Here is a 26,429-nt window from a genome sequence, read left to right on the forward strand (position 1 = left end):
GGCATTAACACACCCCCAATTCGAGGGGCCGGACGGGCTAGTGGATCTCGTTGTAGATCGTGAAGATCGGCATATAGAGCGCGATGATCATGCCACCGATGATGACGCCGATCACACCGATCATGAGCGGCTCGATGAGCGAGGTGAGCTGCTCCGTCGTGGTCTGCACTTCCTCGTCGTAGAAGTCCGCGATCTTGTTGAGCATCTGCTCCAGCGAGCCGGAATCTTCACCCACCGCGATCATCTGGGTGACCATGGCCGGGAACACGCCCTGTTCGGCCAGCGGCTCGGCGATATTACGTCCGCCGCGCACGGCATCCTGCACCCGCAGGAGAGCCTGTTCGATCACCCAGTTGCCGGAGGTATTGCCGACGATGCCTAGAGACTGCAGGATCGGCACGCCGGCCCCAGTCATGGTGGCGAAATTGCGCGTGAACCTGGCGACGCCGACCTTGCGCATGAGCAGCCCGAAGACGGGCAGCTTGAGGCGCAGCGGGTCGACGATGCTGCGCACCCTGTCAGTGTGCTTGTTCGCCCTCCACCAGATTGCGAAGCCGACGCCGACAACGAGAAGAAGCGGGCCCGCCCAGACCATGTTCTCGGAAATGACCACAAGAATCTGAGTGGGTAGTGGGAGTTGGCCACCGAGGTCCGCGAACATCTTCTTGAACACGGGAACGATGAAGATGAGCATGGCGACCACCGAGACGAGCGCCATGACGAGAACGACTACCGGATAGGTCAAGGCGGACTTGATGGTCGATCGCAGTTTGACATCCGCCTCGAAGGTGCCGGCGATCGACTCCAGCGAGCTGTCGAGGAAGCCTCCGGTCTCACCCGCCCGGATCAGGTGGATCATCAGTGGTGGGAAGATCCGCGGATGCTTCGCGAACGCGTCCGACAGCGACGTGCCGGTCTCGACCTGAGTGCGAATCGCATCCAGTGCGCGTGCGAGCCGCTTGTTCTCCGTCTGTTCGGTGAGGATCGTCAGCGCGCGAAGCAACGACAGGCCGGCCCCTACCATGGTCGCCATCTGCCTGCTCATGACGGCGATGTCCTTGAGCGGTACCGGCTTCTCGAAACCCGCGATCTTGATCTCCATGTTGAGACCACTGCCGGCCTTGGTCTCCGAGACGCTGACCGGCGACAGCCCCATGGTGCGCAGGCGCGATACGACGACCGACTCGCTCTGGGCCTCCATCTTGCCCTTGACGATCTTCCCGCCGGCATCCCGGCTTGTGTACGCGAAGGTGAGTGCGGTGGACACTAGTAGCCTCCACCCATCCGCTGCTGATCGAAGCTGTAGCTGGGCGCCCCGGCAAGGCCGCCCTGCACGAGACGCTTGAACGACTCAACGTCGTGCACCTTCTCAAGCGCCGCCTCCTGAGTGATGTCACCCGAGTTCACGAGTTCCGCAAGGTGCTGATCCATGGTGTGCATGCCGAGCTCGCGGCCAGCCTGCATCGCGGAAGGGATCTGGTAGGTCTTGCCCTCCCGAATGAGGTTCGCCACCGCGGGAGTCGCAATGAGCACCTCGGTGGCCACGGCGCGCCCCTTGCCGCCCGCTCGTTTGACCAGTGTCTGGCAGACGACGCCCTGCAGAGTTGCTGCAAGCTGGGCTCGCACCTGCCCCTGCTGGTGCGAGGGGAACACGTCGATGACGCGATCGATCGTCTGGGGCGCATCCTGCGTGTGCAGGGTCGCGAAGACGAGGTGCCCGGTCTCGGCCGCGGTGAGCGCGACGGAGATCGTTTCGAGGTCCCGAAGCTCACCGATGAGGATGACGTCGGGGTCCTGCCGCAGCACGTGCTTGAGCGCGTTCGCAAAGCTGTGCGTGTCTGAGCCGACCTCGCGCTGATTGACGAGCGACTTCTGGTTGCCGTGCAGGAACTCGATCGGGTCCTCGACGGTGACGATGTGGTCGGCGCGCGTGCGGTTGACGAGGTCGATCAGCGCGGCGAGCGTCGTGGACTTACCTGAGCCGGTTGGGCCGGTCACGAGTACCAGGCCTCTCGCCAGGGTGGCGAAGCGGGCCACCGCATCCGGCACGCCCAGCTGTTCGAGCGCCTTGATCTCCGTGGGAATCAGACGGAAGGCGGCGCCGATCGCACCACGCTGCTGATAGAAATTCACGCGGAAGCGAGCGTTGGCCGAGATCGTGTAGGCGAAGTCGAATTCGAGCTCGGTGGCGAAAGTCTCCTGCTGCTGCGGCGTGAGGATGCTGAGCAGGGCCGCCGTGACCTTGGCCCGATTCCACACCACGTCTTCGGTGATCGGGCGCAGCGAGCCGTCGACCCGCAGCATCGGCACCGCGTTGTTGGTGATGTGCAGGTCGGATGCGCCGCTGAAGACGACCTCCTGCAGCGCGGTCACGAGGTCGGGATCCGCGTCGATCAGGGGGCTCTGCGAACCCGCGCCCGGCAGCGCCGAGGCGTGCACGAACTGCTCGGGCGCACCGCCCAGGATGTCCGCATGGCCGCGTGGCCTCAGCGTTGGCGCCTGGGACTCCGGCGGAATCGGCGAGAAGACCGCTGACTCGTCCACGGGAGTGGGAACGTACACGGGTTGCTGAGAGGGCACCGATGGCACGGTCGGCGGCGGGAAGTTCAAGGACTCAACGGTCGGGTCGCTCGGCGGCGCGGCGTAACTGGGCCGCAGGCTCTGGGACTCGCCGCCCGGTGTGACCGGTATTTCGTACCTCGGATCGTTCACGCCTTTATCCCCTTGTTTCTTTGGACTACTGAGTCTCTGCGACGGAACATCAGGCCACCACCCGAAGGATCTCTTCGATCGAGGTGAGTCCGAGTTGAGCCTTTGCCCAACCGTCTTCGCGCAGCGTGAGCATCCCCTGCTCTCGCGCGGCCCGGCCGATTTCGGCGCTCGATGCACGGCCCACGGCGAGTCTTTCTATCTCTTCCGTGACAAGCATCACCTCGTGGATCGCGATGCGTCCCCGATAGCCCGTGTTGGAGCAGGTGGCGCAGCCGATCGGACGGAACAGCGTCGGCGGCGGAAGCTCTGGATTGAAACCGACGCGCAGGTTGATGAGGTCGTTTCTGTCGCCCTGGTACGGCTCGCGACAGCGCTCGCACAGCCTGCGAGCGAGTCGCTGGGCCACGACACAGTCGAGCGCGGAGCCCACGAGGAACGGCTCGATATCCATCTCGGTGAGTCGCGTCACGGCACTCGGCGCATCGTTGGTGTGCAGAGTCGAGAGCACGAGGTGGCCGGTGAGCGAGGCCTCAATCGCGATCTGCGCCGTCTCGTGGTCGCGGATCTCGCCGAGGAGCACCACATCCGGGTCTGAACGGAGAATCGATCGCAGCGCGCTCGCGAAGGTGAGGCCCGCCTTGGGATTGACCTGCACCTGGTTGACCCCGGGCATCCGATATTCGACCGGGTCCTCGACCGTGATGACGTTGATCTCTGGCCTGGAGACCGAATGGAGCGTCGTGTAGAGGGTCGTCGACTTGCCCGAGCCGGTCGGACCGGTGACGAGGATCATGCCGTAGGGCTTGGTGAAGGAGCGCTGGAACGCGTCGAGGTTGCGCTCGAGGAGGTTCAGGTCGCTAAGCGCCATCTGCGAGCTCGAGTTGTCGAGGATTCGCATGACGACCTTCTCGCCCCACACCGTGGGCAGCGTCGCGACTCGAAGGTCGATCTTGCGGCCGCCGTGGCTGACCGACATGCGGCCGTCCTGCGGCTTGCGACGCTCGGCGATGTCGATGTCGCTCATGATCTTGAGCCTCGAGATCACGCCGTTCTGGATGTTCTTGGGTGCTCGTTGCATCTCATGCAGCACGCCGTCGATGCGGTACCGCACCCCGAGGTCGTATTCCGCGGGTTCGATGTGGATGTCTGAGGCGCGATCCTGGATGGCCTGACTGATCAGCAGATTCACAAAGCGCACGATGGGCGCATCGTCTTCGATCGCGTCCGAGGCCAGGACGACGTCGGAGGACGGCTGCGCCTCCTCTTCGATCATGCTCGTGAGGTCGCTCAGTTCACCGTCCGCCCGCAGGAAGCGATCCATCGCGGCGAGGAGATCTTGATGCTCCGCGACGACCGCGTTGACGCGCATCCGGGTTGCGGCGCGCACGTCGTCGAGCGCGAAGACATCCCCCGGGTCGGCCAGGGCGACGACGAGGTTGTCGCCGGCGACGGAGATCGGCAAGATCTCGTGCCGCTTGCAGAGTGCGGCGGGCACGAGCGCAACGGCCGTGCGATCGATGGGATAGTCAACGAGTTCGACGAAGGGAAGCCCGGCATTGGCCGCGCGCGCGGAGGCGACCTGCGCCTCGGTGACTTTACCCTCCTGCAGAAGCGAGTGCACGAAAGCGTCGTCGTCGAGCACGCCGCCCATCGCCATGTCGAGGCTTTCGATCGGCATGAGGCCGCGAATGATCAGAATTTCGGTCACAGACGCCACAGTGAAGCTCACCCCCCTCAAGGTCTCACTGGCTGCAGGACATCCCGACGCAGAACAACTGCCTGGATCCCCCCAGAGAGCTAACGATAACTCGCCGTGGGCGGGTTACACCATACCCGCGATATAGGGGTACAAGTCGGTGCCGACGGCACGGTCAGCGAGTGCGGGCCGGTGTCCTCGGCATCCGCAATGCGAGGGCACCAAGCTCCGCTGCATTCGCACGCTGTGCCTCGGCCTCTGAAATCAGCCCGCGCGCCCGGAGGTCTTCTACGGCCTTGTGGATGTCGCTGGCGATGGCGGTCTGGTCGACTTCAGACAGCCGCGCCAGCCGTTCACGCCGCTGGCCGAACAGCGAAACCTTGTCCGGAGGAAGCTCACTCATCACACCAGAAACTTCAGTCGATTCACCGCGATTGATGCGAGAGAGATTCACGACCAGATGAACGATGAGGATGATGGCCGCGAAGGCCGCGACCGAGAGGATGATGGCCGTCCAGCTCTGCCAGTTTTCGACGGCATCCCGCTCCCCCTTGACTCGCACTGACAACGCCGTCAGGACACCCAACACCAGGGCCAGCCATGCCTGCACCTGATAGAACCCATTGCGCTTGCGGCCCGTGATCAGCCAGTGCACCAAGCTGATGAGCAGCAGGGCCAAGGTACACAGGTAGAAGAAGCCCGAAACGGGGATCGCCTGCGCCGGGTCCGGATCGGGCGCAGCCGAGGCAATCGGACCGCTGTAAATCGCGGCGTAACCCCAGATCGGCGCGAGGTAGAGGGCGAGGTACACGAGCACGAGCGGACCCATCCAGATCAGGTTCCAATAGCTCCGACCAATTCGGCCGCGAACGGACCGTCGCTCCTCCAGTACCTCCGGATGCGCAGCGAACGCCGCGCGTTCGAGCCGGTCCCACCGCACGGCCGAGCCCGGTTGCAGTTTCGCGGCCAGCTCTGTCGCACTCATGTGAATCATTATCCCAACAGACGGCAAACGGCCCGCCACGGTGAGGTGGCGGGCCGTTCGTTGTTCCCTTCGACTGGCTCAGGGAACGTAGTTGTTAGTTGTAGGTTCCCGGCGTGTAGTCATCCGACGAGAAGCTGTCGAAGTCGACGAAGCTCAGGTCGGACTCGCTGAACGACGAGTCATCGGTGAAGATGCGGTTCGGGTAACGCTCGGCCTTGGCTTCTTCCGTCGCCTCGACCGACACGTTGCGGTACCGCGGCAGGCCGGTCCCGGCGGGGATCAGCTTTCCGATGATCACGTTCTCCTTGAGGCCCATCAGCGGGTCGGACTTGCCCTCCATGGCGGCCTGCGTGAGAACACGCGTGGTCTCCTGGAACGACGCGGCCGAGAGCCACGACTCCGTCGCGAGCGACGCCTTCGTGATGCCGAGGATCTCCTGGCGGGCCGAAGCGGTCTTGCGACCCTCGGTCAGCACCGAGCGGTTGAGCTCGTTGTAGCGGAGGCGATCGACGAGCTCACCCGGCAGCAGCCCGGTGTCGCCGTGGTCGACCACGGTGACCTTGCGGAGCATCTGGCGAACGATGACCTCGATGTGCTTATCGTGGATCGGGACACCCTGCGAGCGGTACACACCCTGCACACCGCTGACGAGGTGGATCTGAACCGCACGAACACCACGAACCCGCAGAACTTCCTTCGGGTCGACAGCACCGACGTGCAGCTGCTGTCCGAGCTCGACGTGCTGGCCATCCTCGACGAGGAGAGTCGCGCGCTTGAGCACCGGGTAGGCGATCGGCTCGTCACCGTTGTCGGGGGTCAGGATGAGCTTGCGGCTGCGATCCGTGTCCTCGATGGTGATCTTTCCAGCGGCCTCGGCGATCGGGGACGCACCCTTCGGGGTGCGAGCTTCGAACAACTCGGTGACGCGGGGCAGACCCTGGGTGATGTCATCCGCGGATGCCACACCACCGGTGTGGAAGGTACGCATGGTCAGCTGCGTTCCGGGCTCACCGATCGACTGGGCCGCGATGATACCGACGGCCTCACCGATGTCGACGAGCTTGCCGGTCGCGAGCGAGCGGCCGTAGCAGGCAGCACACACACCGACCGCGGACTCACAGGTGAGCACCGAACGAACCTTGGCGTGGGTGATCCCGGCGTCGATGAGCTCCTGGATCAGGACGTCACCGATGTCGGCACCGGCCTTGGCGACAACGTTGCCCTTCGCGTCGACCGCATCCTCCGCGAGGCTGCGAGCGTAGAGCGAGTTCTCGACATTGCTGTCGCGAACGAGCACGCCGTTCTCATCGGCGGTCGCGACCAGGAGGTCGAGACCACGGGTCGTACCGCAGTCGTCTTCGCGGATGATGACATCCTGCGAGACGTCGACGAGTCGACGGGTGAGGTAACCGGAGTCTGCTGTACGCAGAGCGGTGTCGGCCAGTCCCTTGCGGGCACCGTGGGTCGCGATGAAGTACTCGGCGACCGAGAGTCCCTCGCGGTAGCTCGAGATGATCGGACGCGGGATGATCTCACCCTTCGGGTTCGACACGAGGCCACGCATACCGGCGATCTGACGAACCTGCATCCAGTTACCACGAGCACCAGAGGTGACCATGCGGTTGATGTTGTTGTTCGACGGCATGTTGTCTTCCATCGCCTTGGCGACTTCGGCGGTTGCCTTGTTCCAGATCTCGATGAGCTCCTGACGACGCTCGGCGTCGGTCGTGAGGCCCTTCTCGAACTGGGTCTGGACCTTCGTGGCCTGCTTCTCGTAGCCCTCGATGATCTGGCGCTTGTTCGGCGGCGTCAGCACGTCCGACAGGGCGACGGTCACGCCTGAGCGAGTGGCCCAGTGGAAACCGGCATCCTTGATGCGGTCGAGTGCTGCTGCGACCTCCACCTTGGGGTAGCGCTCAGCGAGATCGTTGACGATCAGCGAGAGCTGACCCTTGTCGGCGACTGCCTCGATGTAGGGGTAGTCGGCCGGCAGAGTCTCGTTGAAGATCGCGCGACCCAGCGTGGTGTTGAGCAGGAACCGCTCACCCTCGACGAAGCCCTCCGGCTCCTCGCCCTCGGCGAAGTGCAGGTTGTCGAGACGGATGCGCACCTTGGCGTTGAGGTCCAGCGTGTGCTGGTCGAACGCCAGGATCGCCTCGGCGACGGACGCGAACGCGCGGCCCTCGCCGACGACATCCGTCTTGAGCGTGGTCAGGTGGTGCAGACCGATGATCATGTCCTGCGTAGGCAGGGTGACCGGGCGGCCATCCGACGGCTTGAGGATGTTGTTCGACGCGAGCATCAGGATGCGCGCCTCGGCCTGCGCCTCGACGGACAGCGGCAGGTGAACTGCCATCTGGTCACCGTCGAAGTCGGCGTTGAACGCGGCACACACGAGCGGGTGAAGCTGAATGGCCTTACCCTCGACGAGCTGAGGCTCGAAGGCCTGGATGCCCAGGCGGTGCAGGGTTGGTGCGCGGTTCAGCAGCACGGGGCGCTCGCGGATGATCTCCTCGAGCACGTCCCACACCTGCGGACGGCTGCGCTCGACCATGCGCTTCGCGCTCTTGATGTTCTGCGCGTGGCTGAGGTCGATCAGGCGCTTGATCACGAACGGCTTGAACAGCTCCAGCGCCATCTGCTTGGGCAGACCACACTGGTGCAGCTTGAGCTGCGGACCAACGATGATGACCGAACGGCCGGAGTAGTCGACGCGCTTGCCGAGCAGGTTCTGGCGGAACCGACCCTGCTTGCCCTTGAGCATGTCGCTCAGAGACTTCAGCGCGCGGTTACCCGTACCCGTGACCGGACGACCACGACGACCGTTGTCGAACAGTGCGTCGACGGCCTCCTGCAGCATCCGCTTCTCGTTGTTGACGATGATCTCGGGGGCGCCGAGGTCGAGCAGTCGACGCAGACGGTTGTTGCGGTTGATCACACGACGGTAGAGGTCGTTGAGGTCGGAGGTCGCGAATCGCCCACCGTCGAGCTGCACCATGGGGCGAAGCTCCGGCGGGATGACCGGGACGACCTCGAGCACCATGGCGGCCGGCGAGTTGCCGGTCTGCAGGAACGAGTTGACGACCCGGAGGCGCTTGATGGCGCGGATCTTCTTCTGTCCCTTGCCGTTGGCGATCTGGTCGTGCAGCTCGTCGCTCTCGGTCTGGAGGTCGAAGGCCTGCAGGCGCTTCTGGATCGCCTCGGCGCCCATGTGAGCCTCGAAGTAGATGCCGAAGCGGTCCTGGAGGTCGTGGAACACGGCATCCTCGGGCTTGAGGTCGCCAACCTTGAGGGTGCGGAAGTCTTCCCACACGCGCTCGAGCTGGGCGATCTGCTCGTCGAAGGACTTGCGAACCTGGCCCATCTCCTTCTCGGCGCCGTCCTTGGTGCGACGCTTCTGGTCGGCCTTGGCACCCTCTTCTTCCAGGGCGGCGAGGTCGGCCTCGAGCTTCTGCAGGCGGTCGGCGATGCGGGAGTCGCGCTGGCCCTCGAGGGTCTTGATCTCGAGGCGGATCTCGTTCTCAAGACCGGGCATGTCGGCGTGACGGCCCTCCTCGTCGATCGAGATAACCATGTAGGCGGCGAAGTAGATGACCTTCTCGAGGTCCTTCGGCGCCATGTCGAGCAGGTAGCCGAGGCGGCTCGGAACACCCTTGAAGTACCAGATGTGGGTGACGGGGGCCGCGAGCTCGATGTGACCCATGCGCTCGCGACGCACGGAGGACTTGGTGACCTCCACGCCACAGCGCTCACACACGATGCCCTTGAAGCGCACTCGCTTGTACTTACCGCACGAGCACTCCCAGTCGCGGCTCGGGCCGAAGATCTGCTCTCCGAAGAGGCCGTCCTTCTCCGGCTTGAGCGTGCGGTAGTTGATCGTCTCTGGCTTCTTTACTTCACCGTGCGACCAGTGACGGATGTCTTCCGCGGTCGCAAGGCCGATCTTGATTTCGTCAAACGCGTGAACGTCGAGCAATGTTTTCTTCTCTCCTTGAAACGAAAGTCTGGTCGGGTTCTAGATCTCGTCGATCGACGAGGACTCGAACCGGGTTGAGATGTTGATGCCCAGCTCTTCCGCCGCACGGAAGACCTCGTCATCCGTGTCACGCAGGTTGACTGCGGTGCCGTCGGCCGAGAGCACCTCGACGTTCAGACACAGCGACTGCATCTCCTTGATCAGGACCTTGAAGGATTCCGGGATACCCGGCTCCTGGATGTTCTCGCCCTTGACGATCGCCTCGTACACCTTGACCCGGCCGAGGATGTCGTCGGACTTGATGGTGAGCAGCTCCTGCAGCGCGTACGCGGCACCGTATGCCTCGAGCGCCCAGACCTCCATCTCACCGAAGCGCTGGCCACCGAACTGCGCCTTACCACCCAGCGGCTGCTGCGTGATCATGGAGTACGGTCCGGTCGAACGAGCGTGGATCTTGTCGTCGACGAGGTGGTGGAGCTTCAGGATGTACATGTAACCGACCGAGACCGGCTGCGGGAACGGCTCGCCGGAGCGACCGTCGAACAGCTGCGTCTTTCCGGTGGAGTCGATCAGTCGCACACCATCGCGGGTCGGCGTGGTCGAGTCGAGGAGTCCCTCGATCTCGATCTCCGCGGCGCCGTCGAACACCGGGGTCGCGACCTTGGTGCCTGGAGCAGCCGAGAGCGCTTCCTCGTTGAGCTTTGCGGCCCACTTGGGGCTTCCCTTGACATCCCAGCCCTGCATGGCGGCCCAGCCGAGGTGAACTTCAAGAACCTGTCCGAAGTTCATGCGACCGGGGATACCGAGCGGGTTGAGGATGATGTCGACCGGAGTTCCGTCGGCGAGGAACGGCATGTCCTCCACCGGCAGGATCTTCGAGATAACACCCTTGTTGCCGTGACGACCGGAGAGCTTGTCGCCCTCGGTGATCTTGCGCTTCTGGGCGATGAAGACGACCACGCGCTGGTTGACGCCAGAGCCGAGCTCGTCGTCGCCATCCTGGGCGTCGAACACCTTGACACCGATGATGGTGCCCTCTTCACCGTGGGGAACCTTGAGACTCGTGTCACGAACCTCGCGGCTCTTCTCGTTGAAGATGGCGCGCAGCAGGCGCTCCTCGGCCGAGAGCTCGGTCTCGCCCTTAGGCGTGACCTTGCCGACGAGGATGTCGCCGGGGTGAACCTCGGCACCGATGCGGATGATGCCGCGCTCGTCCAGGTCGGCCAGGAGCTCCGGGCTGACGTTGGGCAGGTCGCGGGTGATCTCTTCCTTGCCGAGCTTGGTGTCGCGCGCGTCGACCTCGTACTCCTCGATGTGAATCGAGGAGAGCACGTCATCCTTCACCAGGTTCTGGTTGAGGATGATCGCGTCTTCGAAGTTGTGACCCTCCCACGGCATGAACGCCACGAGGAGGTTCTTGCCGAGCGCGAGCTCGCCGTTCTCGGTGGCCGGTCCGTCTGCGAGGACCTGGCCGACCTCGACGCGCTCGCCGGCGCTGACGATGACCCGGTTGTTGTACGAGGTGCCCTGGTTGGAGCGCTCGAACTTGCGCAGGTAGTACTCCTGCGTTCCGCCCTCATCGAGCTGAATGGTGACCACGTCAGCGGAGACCTCGGAGACCACACCGGCCTTCTCGGCGATGACAACGTCACCGGCGTCGATGGCCGCGAAGCCCTCCATACCGGTTCCGACGATCGGGCTCTCGCTGCGCAGCAGCGGAACGGCCTGGCGCTGCATGTTCGCGCCCATGAGCGCGCGGTTTGCGTCGTCGTGCTCGAGGAACGGGATGAGCGAGGTCGCGACCGACACCATCTGGCGCGGGGAGACATCCATGTAGCCGATGTCTTCGATCGGGAAGAGGTCGACCTCGCCGCCCTTCTTGCGCGCGAGCACGCGGGGCTCGGCGAAGCGGAAGTCGGCCGTGAGCGGCGCGTTGGCCTGGGCCACCACGAACTCGTCTTCCTCGCTGGCGGTGAGGTAGTCGATCTTCTCGCTGACCTTGCCGTCTATCACGCGACGGTACGGGGTCTCGATGAAACCGAAGGAGTTGATGCGCGCGAACGATGCGAGCGAACCGATCAGACCGATGTTCGGGCCTTCAGGGGTCTCGATCGGGCACATGCGGCCGTAGTGCGAGGGGTGAACGTCTCGCACCTCGACGCCTGCACGCTCACGTGACAGACCACCTGGGCCGAGGGCGTTCAGGCGGCGCTTGTGGGTCAGACCCGCGAGCGGGTTGTTCTGGTCCATGAACTGCGACAGCTGCGAGGTGCCGAAGAACTCCTTGATCGCGGCGACGACGGGGCGCACGTTGATCAGGGTCTGCGGGGTGATCGCCTCGATGTCCTGCGTGGTCATGCGCTCGCGGACGACGCGCTCCATGCGGGAGAGACCGGTGCGCACCTGGTTCTGGATGAGCTCACCGATGGCGCGGATGCGGCGGTTGCCGAAGTGGTCGATGTCGTCCACGTCGAGGCGGAGTTCCACCGGCTTGCCGTCGCGAACACCCTTGATCGTGGTCTGCTCGTCGTGCAGCGCGACCAGGTACTTGATGGTCGCGAGGATGTCCTCACGGCTCAGCACCGAGTTGGTCAGCGGCTCGTCGATGCCGAGCTTGCGGTTGATCTTGTAGCGACCAACCTTGGCGAGGTCGTAGCGCTTCGGGTTGAAGTAGAAGTTGTCGAGCAGCGCGCGCGCGGCCTCGGCGGCAACCTGCTCGCCCGGACGCAGCTTGCGGTAGATGTCCTTGAGCGCCTCCTCCTTGGTGAGGATGCTGTCCTTCTCGAGGGTGAGCTCGATCGAGGCGAAACCCTTGAACTCCTCCAGGATCTCCTCGCTCGTGAGGCCGAGGGCCTTGAGGAACACGGTGACGGACTGCTTGCGCTTGCGGTCGATGCGTACGCCGACCTGGTCGCGCTTGTCGATCTCGAACTCGAGCCAGGCGCCACGGCTCGGGATGATGCGAGCGGAGTAGATGTCCTTGTCGGAGGTCTTCTCCTGCGCGCGGTCGAAGTACACACCGGGCGAACGCACGAGCTGCGACACGACGACACGCTCGGTGCCGTTGATGACGAAGGTGCCCTTCGGGGTCATCAGCGGGAAGTCGCCCATGAACACGGTCTGAGTCTTGATCTCACCCGTGAGGTGGTTCATGAACTCGGCCTCGACGTAGAGGGGCGCCGCGTAGGTCTTGCCCTTCTCCTTGCACTCGTCGATCGAGTACTTCTTCTCTTCGAGGAAAGGGTTGGTGAACGAGAGCTGCATCGTCTCACCGAGGTCTTCGATCGGAGAGATCTCTTCGAAGATCTCCTCGAGACCGGTCAGCGACGGAAGGTCCTGGCGACCCTCAGCCTTCGCTGCGGCAGCCCGCTCCTTCCAGATGTCGTTGCCGACCAGCCAGTCGAAGCTCTCGGTCTGCAGCGCCAGAAGATCCGGAACCGTGAGGGTGTCGGTGATCTTGGCGAACGAGAGCCGCTCAGCAGAGCGACCGTTCTTGGGAGACTTGGATTTTGTGGTGGATGCGTTGCGCGCAGCAGCCAAGGAAATAACCTCCGGGGGCTCTCGACAAGCCCGGTTACAGTCGGTGATATATGGATGACTCGGCTCGCCAGAACCTCATAGGGATATGCCAGAGGAGTGAACCGTCGTGGCACGCGCAGCCGACCGCAATATGAAGGCAAAGATTTCCTGGGAGCGCAAAGAACAACTATAGGTCGCCGAAACGGCGTTGTCTACTCGATTCTTGACCATTTCCGGAAAAGCGAGTATAAACACGGCGTTCGCCCAGTTTCGGGGGCACTTCGACAAGCTCAGCGACCGACCGTCAGTCTGAGCGACCGGCGGCCCGATTCTTGTAGGCGAGGGCTGCGAGGGTCTCCCAGATGAGGCCGTGCGCGTTGTTGATCGTGACATCCGCGTGGTCGTAGGCGGGGGCAACCTCCATCACGTCCATCGCCACGACGTTGGTGTCGAGCACGATCTGACGCACGACGCGCAGCAGGTCGATCGGCGCGAAGCCCCCGGGGGCGGGGGTGCCCGTTGCCGGCGCGAAGGCCGGGTCCAGCACGTCGATGTCGATGGAGAGGTAGATCGCGTCTGTGCCGTCAAGGGCCTCGGCCACGACATCCTTCATCACCTCTTTGACGCCGCGCTCCCAGATCTCCTGCATCGGATGGTGACGCAGGCCGTGGTCGCGCATCCACTTCTGGTCTTCCTCGCCCGGCCAGTATCCGCGAAGCCCGACCTGGATGAAGTTGTGGCCGGGGATAGCGCCGGACTCGATCAGGCGCCGCATGGGCGAGCCGTGGCTGGCGAGGTTACCGTCGATCTGGTCGGCCGTGTCTGCGTGGGCGTCGAAGTGGATCATGCCGACGTTGCCGAAGCCGTGGTGCTCTGCGACGGCCGTCGCTGCGGGCCAGGTAATCGAGTGATCGCCGCCCAGAACGATCGGGATGATGCCGCGGCTGGCGATCTCCCCCACCCGCTGGTGGATGGCATCCTTCGAGGCCTCCCACATGCCGTGGCTCATGATCGCGTCGCCGTAGTCGATCACCTCGAGGTGGTCGAACATCTCGATGCCGAGGTCGAGATGGTAGGTGCCAGGGTCGTAGGCATTCGCCCGCATGGCGCGCGGTCCGAAGCGCGCACCGGGGCGATTCGTGGTGTTGTCGTCCCACGGGGCACCGACGATCGCGACATCCGGTTGCCACGCGTCGAGTTGCTCCGGCTCGGTCAACAGGGGGCGCATCCCGAAGGTGGCCGGCCCCTGAAAAGAGGATGCGTCGAGTTGCGTGCGCATTCCGGCGGGGAGGCTTCTGACGGGTGCCGGGCGCTGGGCTTCATTGCTCATTCTCAGACCATACCCGCGAGCGCCCGGCGTGGGATGTAGCCAGACGACCACTGCGAAGCCACCCCCGGATGGGATGATCAAGGGGTGAAGGAATACCCCTCGGCTCACCTGAAGAACAGCGGATACCGCGCCGTCATCGAGCCCGACCGCTGGGTACCCGGCGCCTTCACGCTCGTGGTCGACGGCACTCCCCAATCGCACGTGAACCTGGAGGACCCGACCCAGCTCTTCTTCGAGTACGTGCAGCGCATTGGGCACGTGATCGACCAGCTGCCGGATGGTCCGATCACCGCCGTGCATCTGGGAGCCGGTGCGCTCACCCTCCCCCGCTACATCGAGGCGACGCGGCCGGGCTCCCGACAGCAGGTGATCGAGCTCGAGACGGAGCTCGTGGACCTCGTGCGGGCCGAGTTGCCGTGGTCGAAGCAGGCGTCCATCAGGGTGCGGCACGGGGATGCCCGCGAGGTGCTCGGCAAGCTGCCCGGCGGCCTGCGCGGCACAGTTGACCTCGTCGTCGTCGACGTGTTCAGCGGAGCCAGAACACCCGCGCATGTCACGAGCATCGAGTTCTATCGAGAGGCGGTCGCGCTGCTCCAGCCCGACGGCGTCATCGTCGCGAACGTCGCGGATGGGCCGGGCCTCGCCTTCGCGCGCGGCCAGGCCGCGACGCTCCTCGCCGCGACCGGTCACGCCGCGGCGCTCGCCGAGACTCAGATTCTCAAGGGGCGTCGCTTCGGCAACATCGTGCTCGTCGGCTCGGCCACCGAGTTGCCGCTCGAGTGGCTGCCGCGCCTGCTCGCGGGAGGGCCGCATCCGTCGAAGCTCGTTGCGGGCGACGAACTGCGCGACTTCGTGGCGGGGGCGTCCGTCGTGACCGACGCCACGGCCATCCAGTCGCCGCCACCGTCGAAGAATGTGTTTCAGGTGGGGACGCGGCACGACTGATGTTTGTCGTGGTGTCGTCGTGGATCGCACCGCAGGCTCCGTAGGGGTGGCGTCGTTGGAGAGCGCGCCGAAGGCTCCGCCCATAGAGGCCCACCACGCCCCCGCCTTCGGCGCGCTCTCCAACGACAGACTGGTCTCGCAATAAGAGTGGGCTGAAGCTGGCGAGCTACGGCGCGGTCGGCAATGCTAGATACGAGGCGGGAGGCGAGACGTGCGAACAGGGACTAGGCGAATCGCGACGTTGGCGCTCTGCAGTGCGCTCGCGCTCAGCGGATGCACGGGCACTGCCGCGCCGACGGTGACCGCGCGACCGTCCGCGTCCGCGTCGACCACGCCCAGGCCCACGGCGAGTGCGGGACCGGTGCAACCCGTTGGAACGCCGACCGTGCTCGCGCAGGGGCTGGCCGCTCCGTGGTCAGTCGTGCGGTTGAAGAGCGGATCCTCCCTGATCAGCGAGCGCGACAGCGGCACGATTCGCGAGCTAAAGCAGGGTGGTGCGCTGCGCGAGGTCGGCACGGTACCCGGGGTGGTGCACAGCGGAGAGGGCGGGCTGCTGGGCATCGAGGTGCTCGGGGCGGCTCGGCTCAAGGGCAACGCGAAGGAAGCGGCCTCGTCGACCGGCAAGAGCTGGTTGTACGCGTACCTGACCACCGCATCCGACAATCGCATCGTGCGGATGCCGCTGCTCGGAGCGGCCGGCGGCTACTCGCTCGGCGCGCAGGAGAGCGTGCTCACCGGGCTCAAGCGGGCGAGCAACCACGACGGCGGGCGCATCAAGTTTGGGCCGGACGGCATGCTCTACGCCACGGTGGGCGACGCCACGACCACCGCGAACGCACAGAATCCTGCCTCGCTGAACGGCAAGATCCTTCGGATGACGCCCACCGGCGCCGTGCCGAAGGACAACCCGACGCCCGGCTCGCTCGTCTACTCGATGGGGCACCGCAATCCGCAGGGCCTCGCCTGGGACGCCGAGGACCAGCTCTGGGCGGCCGAGTTCGGCCAGAACACCTGGGACGAGTTGAACCGCATCGAACCGGGCGGCAACTACGGCTGGCCCACCGTGGAGGGCATCGGCAAGAAGGACGGCTTCATCGACCCGGTGCAGCAGTGGAAGACCTCGGAGGCGAGCCCGAGCGGCCTAGCCTACGTAGACGGCACGTTGTTCATGGCGGCGCTCGGCGGCAGGCGACTGTGGGTGATCTACCCGGGGCAGCGGTTCGATGCGGTCGACTACTTCGCAAACGAGTACGGACGCATCCGCGATGTCATCCCCGGCCCGGGCGACACGATCTGGATGCTGACGAACAACACGGATGGCCGGGGTCGCCCGCAGGCCGGCGACGACAAACTGCTGCAGGTGCAGTTGGCACCGCTGCGGGAGGGTTAGCTACCCTTCGACAGGCTCAGGGAACGACGGTGGACTACTGGCGGTCGGCCAGCGGAGCGTAGCTGGAGACGAGCTCCGTGTCTGTGCCGGTCGGTCCGAGCTTCGCGGCTCCGCCGGGCGAACCCAGCGCCACAGTCGCCCCGGGGAGTGGCTTGGCGAAGAAGGTGTCGTTGTCCTGAACGAAAGGCGTCCACTCTTCGGGCACATCATCCTCGTAGAAGATCGCCTGCACCGGGCACACGGGTTCGCAGGCGCCGCAGTCGATGCACTCGTCCGGGTTGATGTAGAGCGAGCGGCCGCCCTCGTAGATGCAGTCGACCGGACACTCATCGACACACGCCCGGTCCATGACATCGATGCACGGTTCTGCAATGACGTAGGTCACTCTGGCCCTCTTCCTGCCCCGCCGACACGACTCGCGGCTATTAAAAGCAGATTACTCCTTTTTATGCATCGTTCGTCGCGTGCCCGAGGTGCAGGGGAACGAGGCACAGCTCCGGCTCGACGAACGGCAGCAGCCCCGCCTGGTCACCCTCGCGACCGAAGGTGCTGATCGTGCGCTGGATCAGTCCGCGGTGCACCGAGCACACGACCTCCGGATGCGCGGCCGCAGTATCGCGGAACGGGCACGCCAGCAGATCGATCATCCGGTCGTCGCCCGCGCCGCGCAGCGCAGGATCGAAGCCGAGTCGCTCGAGAACCGTCACCAGCGGAGCGACGACGTCGCCATCCGGTCCTGCCTCGAGATCTGCGGTGTTCGCGTCGGCCCAGCGCTCGCCCGCCGCGACCGCGCGAGCCCTGCCGCCATCCGGATCACTGGAGAGCGCGTCGGCGAGTACCTCGGCGAGTTGCCTGTGGCCCTCATCGCTGCGGGCGACCGGCGTGAGGCTGAACAGCACGCGGGGGCGACCGCGCTGGCCGCCGCGCGAGGGCTCCCGATGGATGAGTTCGGCGCGCTCGAGCTGTTCGAGATGGAAGCGCACGGTCGTGATGTGCAGGGAGATGCCCGCGGAAATGGCCGCGGCATCCATGGGCTCCTGCGCCGCGGAGAGCAGGTCGAGAACGGCTCGCCGGCTCTGAGAGGCGAGCGCGGCGTGACGCTGTTCGACACCTCTGTCTTCGACCATCCTTTTAAACTACCGCCATACGCTTAAAGATGCGCCAACTTCGTGACGTCGGATGCCGGGGTTAGGGTCGTGGCGTGGCAGACCTGAATCGAGTGCGCACCTGGGCGAACGCGCTCATCGCGCTGCACCTCGAGCCGACATGGTCGTTCGGCTTCGACAATGCCAAGACTCGCGCGGGCCTCTGCAACTACACCGACCGCCGCATCAGCGTCTCGCGCTACCTCGCCGGCCGGTACGAGGATGACGAGATCCACCAGGTGCTGCTGCACGAGGTTGCCCACGCAATGGCCGGGTCGCGCGCGGGGCACGGACCTAAGTGGAAGACGGTTGCCGCGGACCTCGGCTACGAGGGCAAGCGGCTGCACGACGGCGCGATCGCGAACGAGCTCGCGCCCTGGGTCGGCACGTGTCCCGCCGGCCACCTGCACTACCGGTATCGCAAGCCGACCCGGGCGCTCGCCTGCGGAAAGTGCTCGAAGCGGTTTGATCCCGCGCACGCGATCACGTGGCAGCAGCGCCGGGTGCGGTAATCGTGATGCGCAGTCGGAAGACGCGCCGAAGGCTCCGCGACCGAACCGGGTCAGTCGGTACCGGCGTCGAACGCCGCGCCCTCCGAGGCAACGTCGGTTGCGCGCTCGAGCGCGTCGGCCTCCGCATCCGTCGGTTCTGTGCGGTCCATAATGTTGTCGGCGTGACCGGACTCGAGGCGGCCGACGAGTTCTGCCGTCGCACCGCCGATGAGACCGGATGCCGCGTACTGCTCCAGGCGTGAGCGCGAGTCCGCAATGTCGAGGTTGCGCATCGTGAGCTGCCCGATGCGGTCGCCCGGGCCGAACGCGGCGTCGCCGACCCGCTCCATCGAGAGCTTGTCGGGGTGGTAGCTGAGGGCGCTGCCCGTGGTGTCGAGGATCGTGTAATCGTCTCCGCGGCGCAGGCGCAGGGTGACCTCGCCGGTCACGGCCGAGCCGACCCAGCGCTGCAACGACTCCCGCAGCATGAGCGACTGCGGGTCGAGCCAGCGCCCCTCATACATGAGGCGCCCGAGCTTGCGGCCCTCGTTGTGGTAACTGGCCACGGTGTCTTCGTTGTGGATCGCATTGAGCAGTCGCTCGTAGGCAATGTGCAGCAACGCCATGCCAGGCGCCTCATAGATTCCGCGGCTCTTGGCCTCGATGATGCGGTTCTCGATCTGGTCCGAGGTGCCGAGGCCGTGACGACCACCGACCGCGTTGGCCTCGAGGACGAGGGCAACCGCATCCGTGAACTCGACGCCGTTGATGGCGACGGGGCGCCCGGCCTCGAAGCGGACGGAGACGACCTCTGGCTCGATCTCGACGTCGTCGCGCCAGGCGGCGACGCCCATGATCGGGTCGACGATGTCCAGCCCGGTGCTGAGTTCTTCGAGGCGCTTGGCCTCGTGGGTGGCGCCCCAGATGTTCGCGTCGGTGCTGTAGGCCTTCTCGGCGGAGTCGCGGTAGGGGAAGCCGCGGGCGACGAGCCACTCGCTCATCTCGGTGCGGCCGCCGAGCTCTCCCACGAAGTCGGCGTCGAGCCACGGCTTGTAGATGCGCAACCGCGGGTTGGCCATGAGTCCGTAGCGGTAGAAGCGCTCGATGTCGTTGCCCTTATAGGTGGAGCCGTCGCCCCAGATGTCGACATCGTCCTCCTTCATGGCTCGCACCAGCAGCGTGCCCGTGACGGCGCGGCCGAGCGGCGTGGTGTTGAAGTACGTCTTGCCACCGGTGCGGATGTGGAACGCGCCGCACTGCAGGGCAACCAGGCCTTCTTCTACGAGCGCGCTGCGGGCATCCACGATGCGGGCGATCTCGGCGCCGTAAGCCTTGGCGCGGTCGGGCACTGCGTCGATGTCCGGCTCGTCATACTGACCGATGTCTGCCGTGTAGCTGCACGGGATGGCGCCCTTTTCGCGCATCCAGGCAACCGCGCAGGAGGTGTCGAGACCCCCGGAGAACGCGATACCGACTCGCTCGCCGACGGGAAGCTTGCTCAAGACCTTGGACATACCCATAACCCTAGGACAAGCGGACCCGCCTCGATTCGCGCCGGCGGAGTCCGCGCTCAGAGGTGATTGACCGCGTCGGCGAGGTCGGCGATCACGGACTTCCAGTGGCCCAGCATCATGCGCCGCTCATCTCGATCGGCAAGCTTCTCGTGGTGGATGCCGATGGTCGTGCCGGTCGCAACCTCCTTGACCGTGAGCTGCAGCGTGGTCTCGTGCGGCCAGTCGTTCGGATGCCAGCCGAGCCTGATCTTGGACCCCTCGGTGTAGCTGCGCACCGTGCCGACCACGCCATCCGCGGTCTCGTAGGCCGCGCCCTTCTCGCGCGGGAGCGTCGTCTCGCCCAGCCAGAGCGGAACCCCCTCCCCGAGCAGGAACTCCCACACGACCGGCAACGGAGCGGGAACGGTCTGCCGCACGCCGACCTCCCAGCCCGCGTCCCTGGTGTGGCCCGTACTCATTGCTGCGCTCGGCATGTAACTCACTATATTGGTTACATGCGCCAGACCTCCACGGAAATCGCCCCGACGGGGCAGTGGTTCACGACCGGCGAGGGCCACCGATGGTGGTTCGATTCCGGATCGCTCGCGCTCGACTTCGCCTACACCGGGGCGATGGGAGACAACCCGGCCTGGGAGCGGCTGCACACACCGGATGACCTCGCGAGCTGGCTCAGCGAGCGGTTCACCGGAATCGACGGCACCGTCACCGACCGCGATCTCGTCGATGCGCAGGCCTTGCGCGGTGCAATCGCTCGTCTCGCGACCGCAACCAGCCGTCTCGAGCAACCAGGCCGCGACGACGTCGACGTGATCAACCTGTTCGCGGCGACCCCGGACATCCCGCCCGCCCTGCCCGGCGGCAGTCGCCAGGCCGGACGCACCCGCGCCCGCGCGAGCCAGGCGCTCTCGGCGATGGCGCGCGAGGCGGTCGCACTCTTCGGCACGGCGTCGGCCATCCGCATCCGTCAGTGTGCAGCGGATGACTGCGGTCTGGTCTTCTACGACGAGTCGCGCAGCAACAACCGCCGCTGGTGCTCCATGCAGCGCTGCGGCAACCGCGCGAAGGTGCGGGCGCACCGGGCGCGCGGCACGGGAGCCTGAGCCAAACACCTCAGCCCATACGTGAGCGTGCGATCACGAGGCCGATCGGGGCGGTCACGGCGAGGATCACCACGATGGTGCGAAACGCGTACAGCAGCCACCGGTTGCGAGAATGGTTGCCCCGCACCGCCCAGACGAAAGTCACGAGCGCGATGACCAACAGGCCAGCGCCGACATAGCTCAGCACGGGCATCACCGCCAGCGTGCCCACGAGCACGGCGATGTTCGCCAGGTTGAGCGCCACGGCCTCGCCCACAATCACTCGTGCCGACGGCTGAGTCGACGCAAGCTCCGCCTGTCCGATACCGAGAACCAGCTGGGCAACGCCAGCGACCAGCACTATGTAGGCGACAGCCCAGGACGAGGTGTAGCTGGGTGATGCCGCCGCAACCGCCGAGACTATACCTCCCGCGATGATGCTGATTCCACCGATAACAAGGAAGGGAATTGCGGTTCTGTTCACAGCCTCCAGCCTATGCTCGGCCACGGAACCCACATCACCGAAAACCGGGACGGCACGGGGCAGAACCACCCGTCGACATCTGCCGTACTGTGTGCAAGTGAGCACACTGAAACCGGCGCGCGGCTCGTTCCGCAGCTGGATGCTGCAGGGCTATGTCGACCCGCACGGATCCCACGTCGGCCCTCACGCGCAGACCGCGGAAAAGACCCGCTCCTGGTGGCAGGTCATGTGCCTCACCGGCGTCGACTACTTCTCCACCCTCGGCTACCAACCAGCGATCGCCGCTCTCGCCGCAGGCCTGCTCTCCCCTATCGCGACCATCGTGCTGGTGGCGCTCACTCTTCTCGGGGCGCTGCCCGTCTATCGCAGGGTGGCCGCGGAGAGCCCGCGTGGTTCCGGTTCCATCCACATGCTGGAGAAGCTGCTGCCCTGGTGGGCTGGCAAGCTCTTCGTGCTCGTCTTACTCGGGTTCGCAGCGACAGACTTCATGATCACGATCACCCTCTCGGCGGCGGATGCTTCGGCACACGCGATCGAGAATCCTTTCGCCCCTGCATGGCTGCACGGCAACCAGGTGCTCGTGACCCTGCTGCTGATCACGCTTCTGGGCGCGGTCTTCCTGCGCGGCTTTAAGGATGCGATCGGAGTAGCCGTCGCTCTGGTGTCGGTGTACCTCATCCTGAACCTCGTTGTCGTGGTCGTGGCGATAGGGCATGCCGCGGAACATCTGACCCTGGTGACGGACTGGTGGAGCGCCTTGAATGCCCAGCACGGCAATCCGTTGGGCATGGTGGGCATCGCACTGCTGGTGTTTCCGAAACTTGCGCTCGGCCTCTCCGGGTTCGAGACCGGGGTCGCAGTAATGCCACAGGTGCATGGCGGACCACACGACACCGACGCGAATCCGGCAGGGCGCATCCGCGGCACCAAACGGTTGCTCACCACGGCGGCGGTCATCATGAGCGGGTTCCTCATCAGCTCGAGCCTCGTCACGACGCTGCTCATCCCGCAGAAGGCGTTCCAGCCGGGAGGCTCAGCCAACGGTCGGGCGTTGGCATACCTCGCCCACGAATACCTGGGGCCGGCGTTCGGCACCGTGTATGACGTCAGCACCATCTGCATCCTCTGGTTCGCCGGAGCCTCGGCGCTCGCGGGGCTCCTGAACCTCGTGCCCCGCTACCTGCCGAGGTATGGAATGGCACCGCAGTGGACTCGCGCCGTGCGACCCCTCGTGTTCGTCTTCATCGCGATCGCGTTCGCCATCACCCTCGTGTTCCAGGCGAACGTGGATGCGCAGGGCGGGGCCTACGCGACCGGCGTTCTGGTGCTGATCACCTCGGCATCCGTCGCCGTCGCGCTCTCGGCCAGGCGCAAGCGACAGCTGTGGCGCACCATCGGATTCGGCGTGATTTCGGTGATCTTCGTCTACACGACCGTGGCCAACGTGATCGAGCGGCCCGACGGCGTGAGGATCGCTGCATTGTTCATCGTCGGCATCGTGACGGTGTCGATCGTGTCGCGCGTTCGGCGCTCGTTCCAGCTGCGTGCCACCTCGGTCACTCTGGACGAGGATGCGCTCCGCTTCGTGACCGAGGATGCCGAGTCCTACGACGCCGTGCAGATTGTCGCCCATGAGCCGGGTGATGACGTCAAGGCCGAGTACCACAACAAGCTCCGCGACGAGCGACGCTATAGCCACATCCCGTCACGCACACCGGTCATCTTTCTCGAGGTCTACCCCTCCGACTCCTCAGACTTCGAGGAGGACCTCGTGGTGCGGGGCGTGACGAAATACGGCTATCGGGTGCTGCGGGTCGTCAGCGCCAACATCCCGAACAGCATCGCGGCAGTACTACTGGAGATCCGGGATCAGACCGGCACCGTGCCCGACGTGTACCTCGAGTGGACCCAAGGCAATCCGATTTCGAACATGTTCAAGTTCCTCGTCACGGGAAGCGGCGAGATCGGGCCGGTCACCCGCGAAGTGCTGCGCGAGACCGAGCCGCAGGTCAAGCGGCGGCCCACCGTGCACGTCAGCTGAACGCTACTTCTGGCGGGCCAGGGCCGTCTTGAGCGAGACCTTGCGGGTGTACTCGATCGAGCCGAAGCGGAACAGGCGCACGGCCAGTCGCAGCACGAGGTAGCCGAGGCCGAACAGCTCGACGATGATGATCGCCGACTGCCACAGCTCGAGCGAACCGAAGCCGTTGCGCAGCATCGCCGTGACCGGGGCAGAGAACGGGAAGTAGGTGAACACCTGCACGATGAACGCGCTCGGATCGCTCACGATGAGGGTGACGATGTAGAACGGAACGAAGATCAGCGCCATCATCATGCCGAAAAAGGCCCCGGCATCCTTCACACTCGGCATGGCCGCGCCGATCGCGACGAGCGTTCCGGTGAAGAGCACGAAGCCGCCGATGAGCAGCAGCGCCCCGACGATCATCTTTTGCGGATCGAAGCTGAGAGTCGACAGGTCGAAGCCGGGTAGGGCGAGCGACTCCCTGAAGAACAGGTAGCCGATGACGACCGGCAGCACAAAGACGAGCACCTGCACCAGGCCGATGATGAACAGCGACGCGATCTTGCCCACGATGAGCGTCGTCGGATTCACCGTGGTGAGGATCATCTCGGTGACCCGGTTCTCCTTCTCCTCCAGCGTGCTCGAGAGCATCTGATTGCCGAGCAGCAGGATGACCACGTAGAAGATCAGCAGGAAGAACAGCGGCGGGATGAGCGCACTGAAGCCACCGGCGACCTGGCCGTCCTTGTAGGTGACGGAGGTGACATCCACGTGCCCCTGGGCGAGCGAGGCCAGCTCTGGAGAACCGATCTTCTGCTGCGCGCTCAGCTGCAGCAGCTGGGTCGCAATCGATGAGTACTTGCCGTTGGCGAAAATGCCCTCGTCCACACCGTAGGCCTTGACCGCCTGCTTGGCCGGGTTCTGCGGATAGTCGAAGTAGGCGTCGAGCTTGCCGGACTTGACCTCGGCGATCGCTCGCTCGGCATCCGTGACCTTGGTGCCCCCGAGCTGGGTGGCGATAGCGTCATTGATCTGACCGGATGCGTCGCTGTAGGAGAACGCGAGCTTCGAATTCTTCTGCGAGTCGACGCTGCTCGACGTGGACGAGTTGCTCAGGAAGATCAGGGCGAAGACGATGCCGATGACGACGGGCACCACGAGGGTCGAGATCCAGAATCGCCTCGTGGTGAGCGTGCGGCGCACCTCGAACCCCATGACGACGCGCAGGTTGTGCTGGGCCATGATTACTCCCCCTCGTTGCGATTGGCGGTCTCTTCGCCGTAGACGCGCACGAAGATGTCGTCGAGCGAGAGCTTGCTCGTGGTGAACTGGCGCACCTGCACTCCCGCGTCGACCAGTTCGCGCAGGATGACCGACTCGTCTGCATCATCCGTCATCGCGAGCTCCGCATAGTTCGCCTGCTGGAGGGTGATCTCGTAGTGCTTCGACGGGGGGATGGCGCCGCCGGAATGCCGCAGCCGGATGATCGCTCCGCCGTACTGGTCCTGCACCTCGTCAATGGTGCCGTACGCCTCGGCACGGCCGTCCTTCAGGAGGATGACGCGATCGCAGAGCCGCTCAACCTCCTCCATCTGGTGGGTGACCATCATGACGGTGGCGCCGGCCTTCTTCTGGTCCTCGATGATGTCCATGAGCAGGCGGCGGTTCACCGGGTCGAAACCCTTGGTCGGCTCATCCAGGATGAGCAGCTCGGGCTTGTTCATGATGGTGACGCCGAGCTGCACCTTCTGCTGCTGTCCCCCCGAGAGCTTGTCGAGACGGATGGCGGCCTTGTCCGCGAGGGAGACGCGCTCGAGGTAGGACATCGACCAGTCCTTCCCGGCCTGATGGGTGAGCCCCTTCAGTCGCCCGAAGTAGACCATGACGTCGATCACGGACTCCTTCTTGTAGAGCCCGCGTTCCTCGGGGAGGTAGCCGAGGCTGTTGCCGTCTTCTGGCTTGAACGGCTTGCCGTCGATGTGCAGGATGCCCGCCGTGGGCTGGTAGATGCCGAGCAGCGCGCGGATGGTCGTGGTCTTGCCCGAGCCGTTGCTGCCGAGGAAGCCGAAGGTCTCGCCGCGGTTGATGTCGAAGGAGAGGTCGTCGATGACGCGGGTCTTACCAAAGCTCATGGCGAAGTGGTCGATGTGGACGAGCGCTTCTGCGGAAGTCTGCATCGCTCAACGCTACGGGGTTCTGGGCACGGAAAAAACTTGTGCTTCGACATCGAGTTGCGTGGCGGCCGCGATCTCGTCGCCGCGACCGGCAGCGGTCAGTTCGTGACCGCTCGAGGATGCCGTGGCGAGGTGCGCGATCGCCCGTTGGAGACCCGTGAACGCCGCGCAGGCCGCGGCGCCCTCTGGGGAGACGAAGTCGATGCCGGCGGTGGCGAGAGCATCGATGATCGCCCCAGCCGCAAGGAGGTCTTCGACGGCGAAACGGATGGTGCCGTCGTCCCGGACATCACCGGCGGCGATCACGGCGACGAAGACGCGGTCACCCTTCTCGGCCTGGCGGTCGAGCACCCAGCGCGCGACGGCGGTGCGATTGCGGAAGCCGCCCTCGATGACGGCGGCAGGCCCATCCGGGATCGAAAGCTGGGGACTCGTCGACAGCACGTCAACGAGCACAATGGCGTCGGCATCCGTCGCAATGGTCTGGATGCCGGCGAGGCCCCAGTCGAAGCGGACCTGATAGTGGGACTGGTCGTGCGGTGAACTCACCGTGCCATGCTATTGGCGACCGGCCCGTGTTACTCCGTGACCTTCACCTCTTTCCAGAAGGCCACGTAGTTGCTGAAGTCCTTGCCGACGCGCTCGAACGAGGTGGGGTACGGGTGCGGGTAGCTCCAGGCGCGGTCCTGCAGGAGCGCGTCGCCATCCTTCACGCTGAAGTACTGGCACTCGCCCTTCCACGGACACGTGTACGGGGTCGCGCTCTCGACAAGCAGCTCGCTCTTCACGCTCGACGGCGGGAAATACCAGTTGCCCTCGATGGAGATGAGATCTTCCTTGGGTGCTTCTGCGACAACCGTGTCGCCCAATACTGCCTTCATGGTTTCTCCTCTTCCTCGTGCATCACAACGCTACGCTCTGTGGCCGAATTCCCGCCCGGACCACCTTCGCCGAGCGGCGAAAAGG

The 26,429-nt window shown here is 65.0% G+C and carries 21 protein-coding genes; 5 read left to right on the top strand and 16 right to left on the bottom strand.

The genetic code is table 11. From position 1 onward, the window contains the following. Positions 1-37 precede the first annotated feature (37 nt). The 7 genes from ABUA37_RS08820 to speB form a co-directional block, all read right to left on the bottom strand. Positions 38-1,267 (bottom strand): type II secretion system F family protein, encoded by a 1,230-nt coding sequence (locus ABUA37_RS08820; protein WP_349898776.1) that lies wholly within the window; start codon positions 1,265-1,267, stop codon positions 38-40. Then, positions 1,267-2,712 carry a type IV pilus twitching motility protein PilT gene (locus tag ABUA37_RS08825; RefSeq protein ID WP_349898777.1) on the bottom strand — a complete coding sequence of 482 codons (1,446 nt, stop codon included), beginning with the start codon at positions 2,710-2,712 and terminating at the stop codon, positions 1,267-1,269. The genes ABUA37_RS08820 and ABUA37_RS08825 overlap by 1 nt, the downstream gene beginning before the upstream one ends. A 49-nt stretch (positions 2,713-2,761) precedes the next feature. Next, on the bottom strand, positions 2,762-4,390 hold the full coding sequence (locus ABUA37_RS08830; RefSeq protein WP_407075373.1) for a GspE/PulE family protein: 1,629 nt from the start codon (positions 4,388-4,390) through the stop codon (positions 2,762-2,764). A 193-nt stretch (positions 4,391-4,583) separates the two neighbouring features. Further along, positions 4,584-5,237, bottom strand: a complete 654-nt coding sequence (locus ABUA37_RS08835) for a hypothetical protein (RefSeq protein WP_349898778.1) — start codon at positions 5,235-5,237, stop codon at positions 4,584-4,586. A 250-nt stretch (positions 5,238-5,487) separates the two neighbouring features. Then, the gene (locus ABUA37_RS08840) at positions 5,488-9,369 is read right to left on the bottom strand and encodes a DNA-directed RNA polymerase subunit beta' (protein WP_349898779.1); all 3,882 of its coding nucleotides are present in this window, start codon (positions 9,367-9,369) and stop codon (positions 5,488-5,490) included. 39 nt (positions 9,370-9,408) lie between these two features. After that, positions 9,409-12,909: a DNA-directed RNA polymerase subunit beta gene (gene rpoB / locus ABUA37_RS08845; protein ID WP_349898780.1), complete on the bottom strand. Its 3,501-nt coding sequence runs from the start codon at positions 12,907-12,909 to the stop codon at positions 9,409-9,411. Positions 12,910-13,192: 283 nt separating this feature from the next. Next, complete coding sequence (gene speB, locus ABUA37_RS08850; protein WP_349898781.1) at positions 13,193-14,218, bottom strand: agmatinase; 1,026 nt, start codon at positions 14,216-14,218, stop codon at positions 13,193-13,195. An 84-nt stretch (positions 14,219-14,302) separates the two neighbouring features. Between speB and ABUA37_RS08855 the strand changes: the two genes are divergently transcribed. Together ABUA37_RS08855 and ABUA37_RS08860 are read left to right on the top strand one after the other, a co-directional pair. Further along, positions 14,303-15,163 carry a spermidine synthase gene (locus ABUA37_RS08855; RefSeq protein ID WP_349898782.1) on the top strand — a complete coding sequence of 287 codons (861 nt, stop codon included), beginning with the start codon at positions 14,303-14,305 and terminating at the stop codon, positions 15,161-15,163. Between the two features lie 241 nt (positions 15,164-15,404). After that, positions 15,405-16,553 carry a PQQ-dependent sugar dehydrogenase gene (locus tag ABUA37_RS08860; RefSeq protein WP_349898783.1) on the top strand — a complete coding sequence of 383 codons (1,149 nt, stop codon included), beginning with the start codon at positions 15,405-15,407 and terminating at the stop codon, positions 16,551-16,553. 34 nt (positions 16,554-16,587) lie between these two features. On the opposite strand, the gene fdxA is transcribed toward ABUA37_RS08860, so the two are convergent. Both fdxA and ABUA37_RS08870 read right to left on the bottom strand, forming a co-directional pair. Continuing rightward, a complete protein-coding gene (gene fdxA / locus ABUA37_RS08865; RefSeq protein ID WP_349898784.1) occupies positions 16,588-16,938 on the bottom strand; it encodes a ferredoxin in 351 nt (116 codons plus the stop codon). 61 nt (positions 16,939-16,999) lie between these two features. Further along, positions 17,000-17,680, bottom strand: coding sequence for a helix-turn-helix transcriptional regulator (locus ABUA37_RS08870; RefSeq protein ID WP_349898785.1), 681 nt, complete (start codon positions 17,678-17,680; stop codon positions 17,000-17,002). Positions 17,681-17,754: 74 nt separating this feature from the next. Between ABUA37_RS08870 and ABUA37_RS08875 the strand changes: the two genes are divergently transcribed. After that, positions 17,755-18,210 carry a SprT-like domain-containing protein gene (locus ABUA37_RS08875; protein ID WP_349898786.1) on the top strand — a complete coding sequence of 152 codons (456 nt, stop codon included), beginning with the start codon at positions 17,755-17,757 and terminating at the stop codon, positions 18,208-18,210. 50 nt (positions 18,211-18,260) lie between these two features. On the opposite strand, the gene argG is transcribed toward ABUA37_RS08875, so the two are convergent. Both argG and ABUA37_RS08885 read right to left on the bottom strand, forming a co-directional pair. Further along, positions 18,261-19,703, bottom strand: a complete 1,443-nt coding sequence (gene argG, locus ABUA37_RS08880) for an argininosuccinate synthase (RefSeq protein ID WP_349898787.1) — start codon at positions 19,701-19,703, stop codon at positions 18,261-18,263. Positions 19,704-19,759: 56 nt separating this feature from the next. After that, on the bottom strand, positions 19,760-20,176 hold the full coding sequence (locus tag ABUA37_RS08885; RefSeq protein WP_349898788.1) for an SRPBCC domain-containing protein: 417 nt from the start codon (positions 20,174-20,176) through the stop codon (positions 19,760-19,762). A gap of 21 nt (positions 20,177-20,197) precedes the next feature. Here ABUA37_RS08885 and ABUA37_RS08890 point away from each other — a divergent pair, with 21 nt between their 5' ends. Beyond that, the gene (locus tag ABUA37_RS08890) at positions 20,198-20,803 is read left to right on the top strand and encodes a CGNR zinc finger domain-containing protein (RefSeq protein ID WP_349898789.1); all 606 of its coding nucleotides are present in this window, start codon (positions 20,198-20,200) and stop codon (positions 20,801-20,803) included. Positions 20,804-20,813: 10 nt separating this feature from the next. Here the strand turns inward: ABUA37_RS08890 and ABUA37_RS08895 are convergent, their stop codons facing one another. Further along, positions 20,814-21,266, bottom strand: a complete 453-nt coding sequence (locus ABUA37_RS08895) for a hypothetical protein (protein WP_349898790.1) — start codon at positions 21,264-21,266, stop codon at positions 20,814-20,816. A gap of 139 nt (positions 21,267-21,405) precedes the next feature. Here ABUA37_RS08895 and ABUA37_RS08900 point away from each other — a divergent pair, with 139 nt between their 5' ends. After that, positions 21,406-23,307 carry an APC family permease gene (locus ABUA37_RS08900; protein WP_349899311.1) on the top strand — a complete coding sequence of 634 codons (1,902 nt, stop codon included), beginning with the start codon at positions 21,406-21,408 and terminating at the stop codon, positions 23,305-23,307. 3 nt (positions 23,308-23,310) lie between these two features. Here ABUA37_RS08900 and ABUA37_RS08905 read toward each other — a convergent pair whose 3' ends face one another. From ABUA37_RS08905 to ABUA37_RS08920, 4 genes are read right to left on the bottom strand one after another with little or no spacing between them, the layout of a single operon-like run. Continuing rightward, positions 23,311-24,531 carry an ABC transporter permease gene (locus tag ABUA37_RS08905; RefSeq protein ID WP_349898791.1) on the bottom strand — a complete coding sequence of 407 codons (1,221 nt, stop codon included), beginning with the start codon at positions 24,529-24,531 and terminating at the stop codon, positions 23,311-23,313. A 2-nt stretch (positions 24,532-24,533) separates the two neighbouring features. Beyond that, a complete protein-coding gene (locus ABUA37_RS08910) occupies positions 24,534-25,466 on the bottom strand; it encodes an ABC transporter ATP-binding protein (protein ID WP_349898792.1) in 933 nt (310 codons plus the stop codon). Between the two features lie 9 nt (positions 25,467-25,475). Continuing rightward, positions 25,476-26,012, bottom strand: coding sequence for a 2-phosphosulfolactate phosphatase (locus ABUA37_RS08915; protein WP_349898793.1), 537 nt, complete (start codon positions 26,010-26,012; stop codon positions 25,476-25,478). 29 nt (positions 26,013-26,041) lie between these two features. Next, positions 26,042-26,344 carry a DUF427 domain-containing protein gene (locus ABUA37_RS08920; RefSeq protein WP_349898794.1) on the bottom strand — a complete coding sequence of 101 codons (303 nt, stop codon included), beginning with the start codon at positions 26,342-26,344 and terminating at the stop codon, positions 26,042-26,044. Positions 26,345-26,429: the final 85 nt, after the last annotated feature.

The organism is Parafrigoribacterium soli (assembly GCF_040227235.1).
In the GTDB taxonomy this organism is placed as follows: Bacteria; Actinomycetota; Actinomycetes; order Actinomycetales; family Microbacteriaceae; genus Parafrigoribacterium_A; species Parafrigoribacterium_A soli.

Excerpts from the sequence above, each read along its gene's own strand:
- ABUA37_RS08830 (WP_407075373.1), bottom strand. The coding sequence starts at position 4,390 with ATGCCGATCGAAAGCCTCGACATGGCGATGGGCGGCGTGCTCGACGAC.
- ABUA37_RS08890 (WP_349898789.1), top strand. The coding sequence starts at position 20,198 with ATGCGCCAGACCTCCACGGAAATCGCCCCGACGGGGCAGTGGTTCACG.
- argG (WP_349898787.1), bottom strand. The coding sequence starts at position 19,703 with ATGTCCAAGGTCTTGAGCAAGCTTCCCGTCGGCGAGCGAGTCGGTATC.
- ABUA37_RS08920 (WP_349898794.1), bottom strand. The coding sequence starts at position 26,344 with ATGAAGGCAGTATTGGGCGACACGGTTGTCGCAGAAGCACCCAAGGAA.
- speB (WP_349898781.1), bottom strand. The coding sequence starts at position 14,218 with ATGAGCAATGAAGCCCAGCGCCCGGCACCCGTCAGAAGCCTCCCCGCC.
- ABUA37_RS08910 (WP_349898792.1), bottom strand. The coding sequence starts at position 25,466 with ATGCAGACTTCCGCAGAAGCGCTCGTCCACATCGACCACTTCGCCATG.
- ABUA37_RS08900 (WP_349899311.1), top strand. The coding sequence starts at position 21,406 with ATGCTGCAGGGCTATGTCGACCCGCACGGATCCCACGTCGGCCCTCAC.
- ABUA37_RS08905 (WP_349898791.1), bottom strand. The coding sequence starts at position 24,531 with ATGGCCCAGCACAACCTGCGCGTCGTCATGGGGTTCGAGGTGCGCCGC.
- ABUA37_RS08835 (WP_349898778.1), bottom strand. The coding sequence starts at position 5,237 with ATGGGTCCGCTCGTGCTCGTGTACCTCGCCCTCTACCTCGCGCCGATC.
- ABUA37_RS08885 (WP_349898788.1), bottom strand. The coding sequence starts at position 20,176 with ATGCCGAGCGCAGCAATGAGTACGGGCCACACCAGGGACGCGGGCTGG.
- ABUA37_RS08870 (WP_349898785.1), bottom strand. The coding sequence starts at position 17,680 with ATGGTCGAAGACAGAGGTGTCGAACAGCGTCACGCCGCGCTCGCCTCT.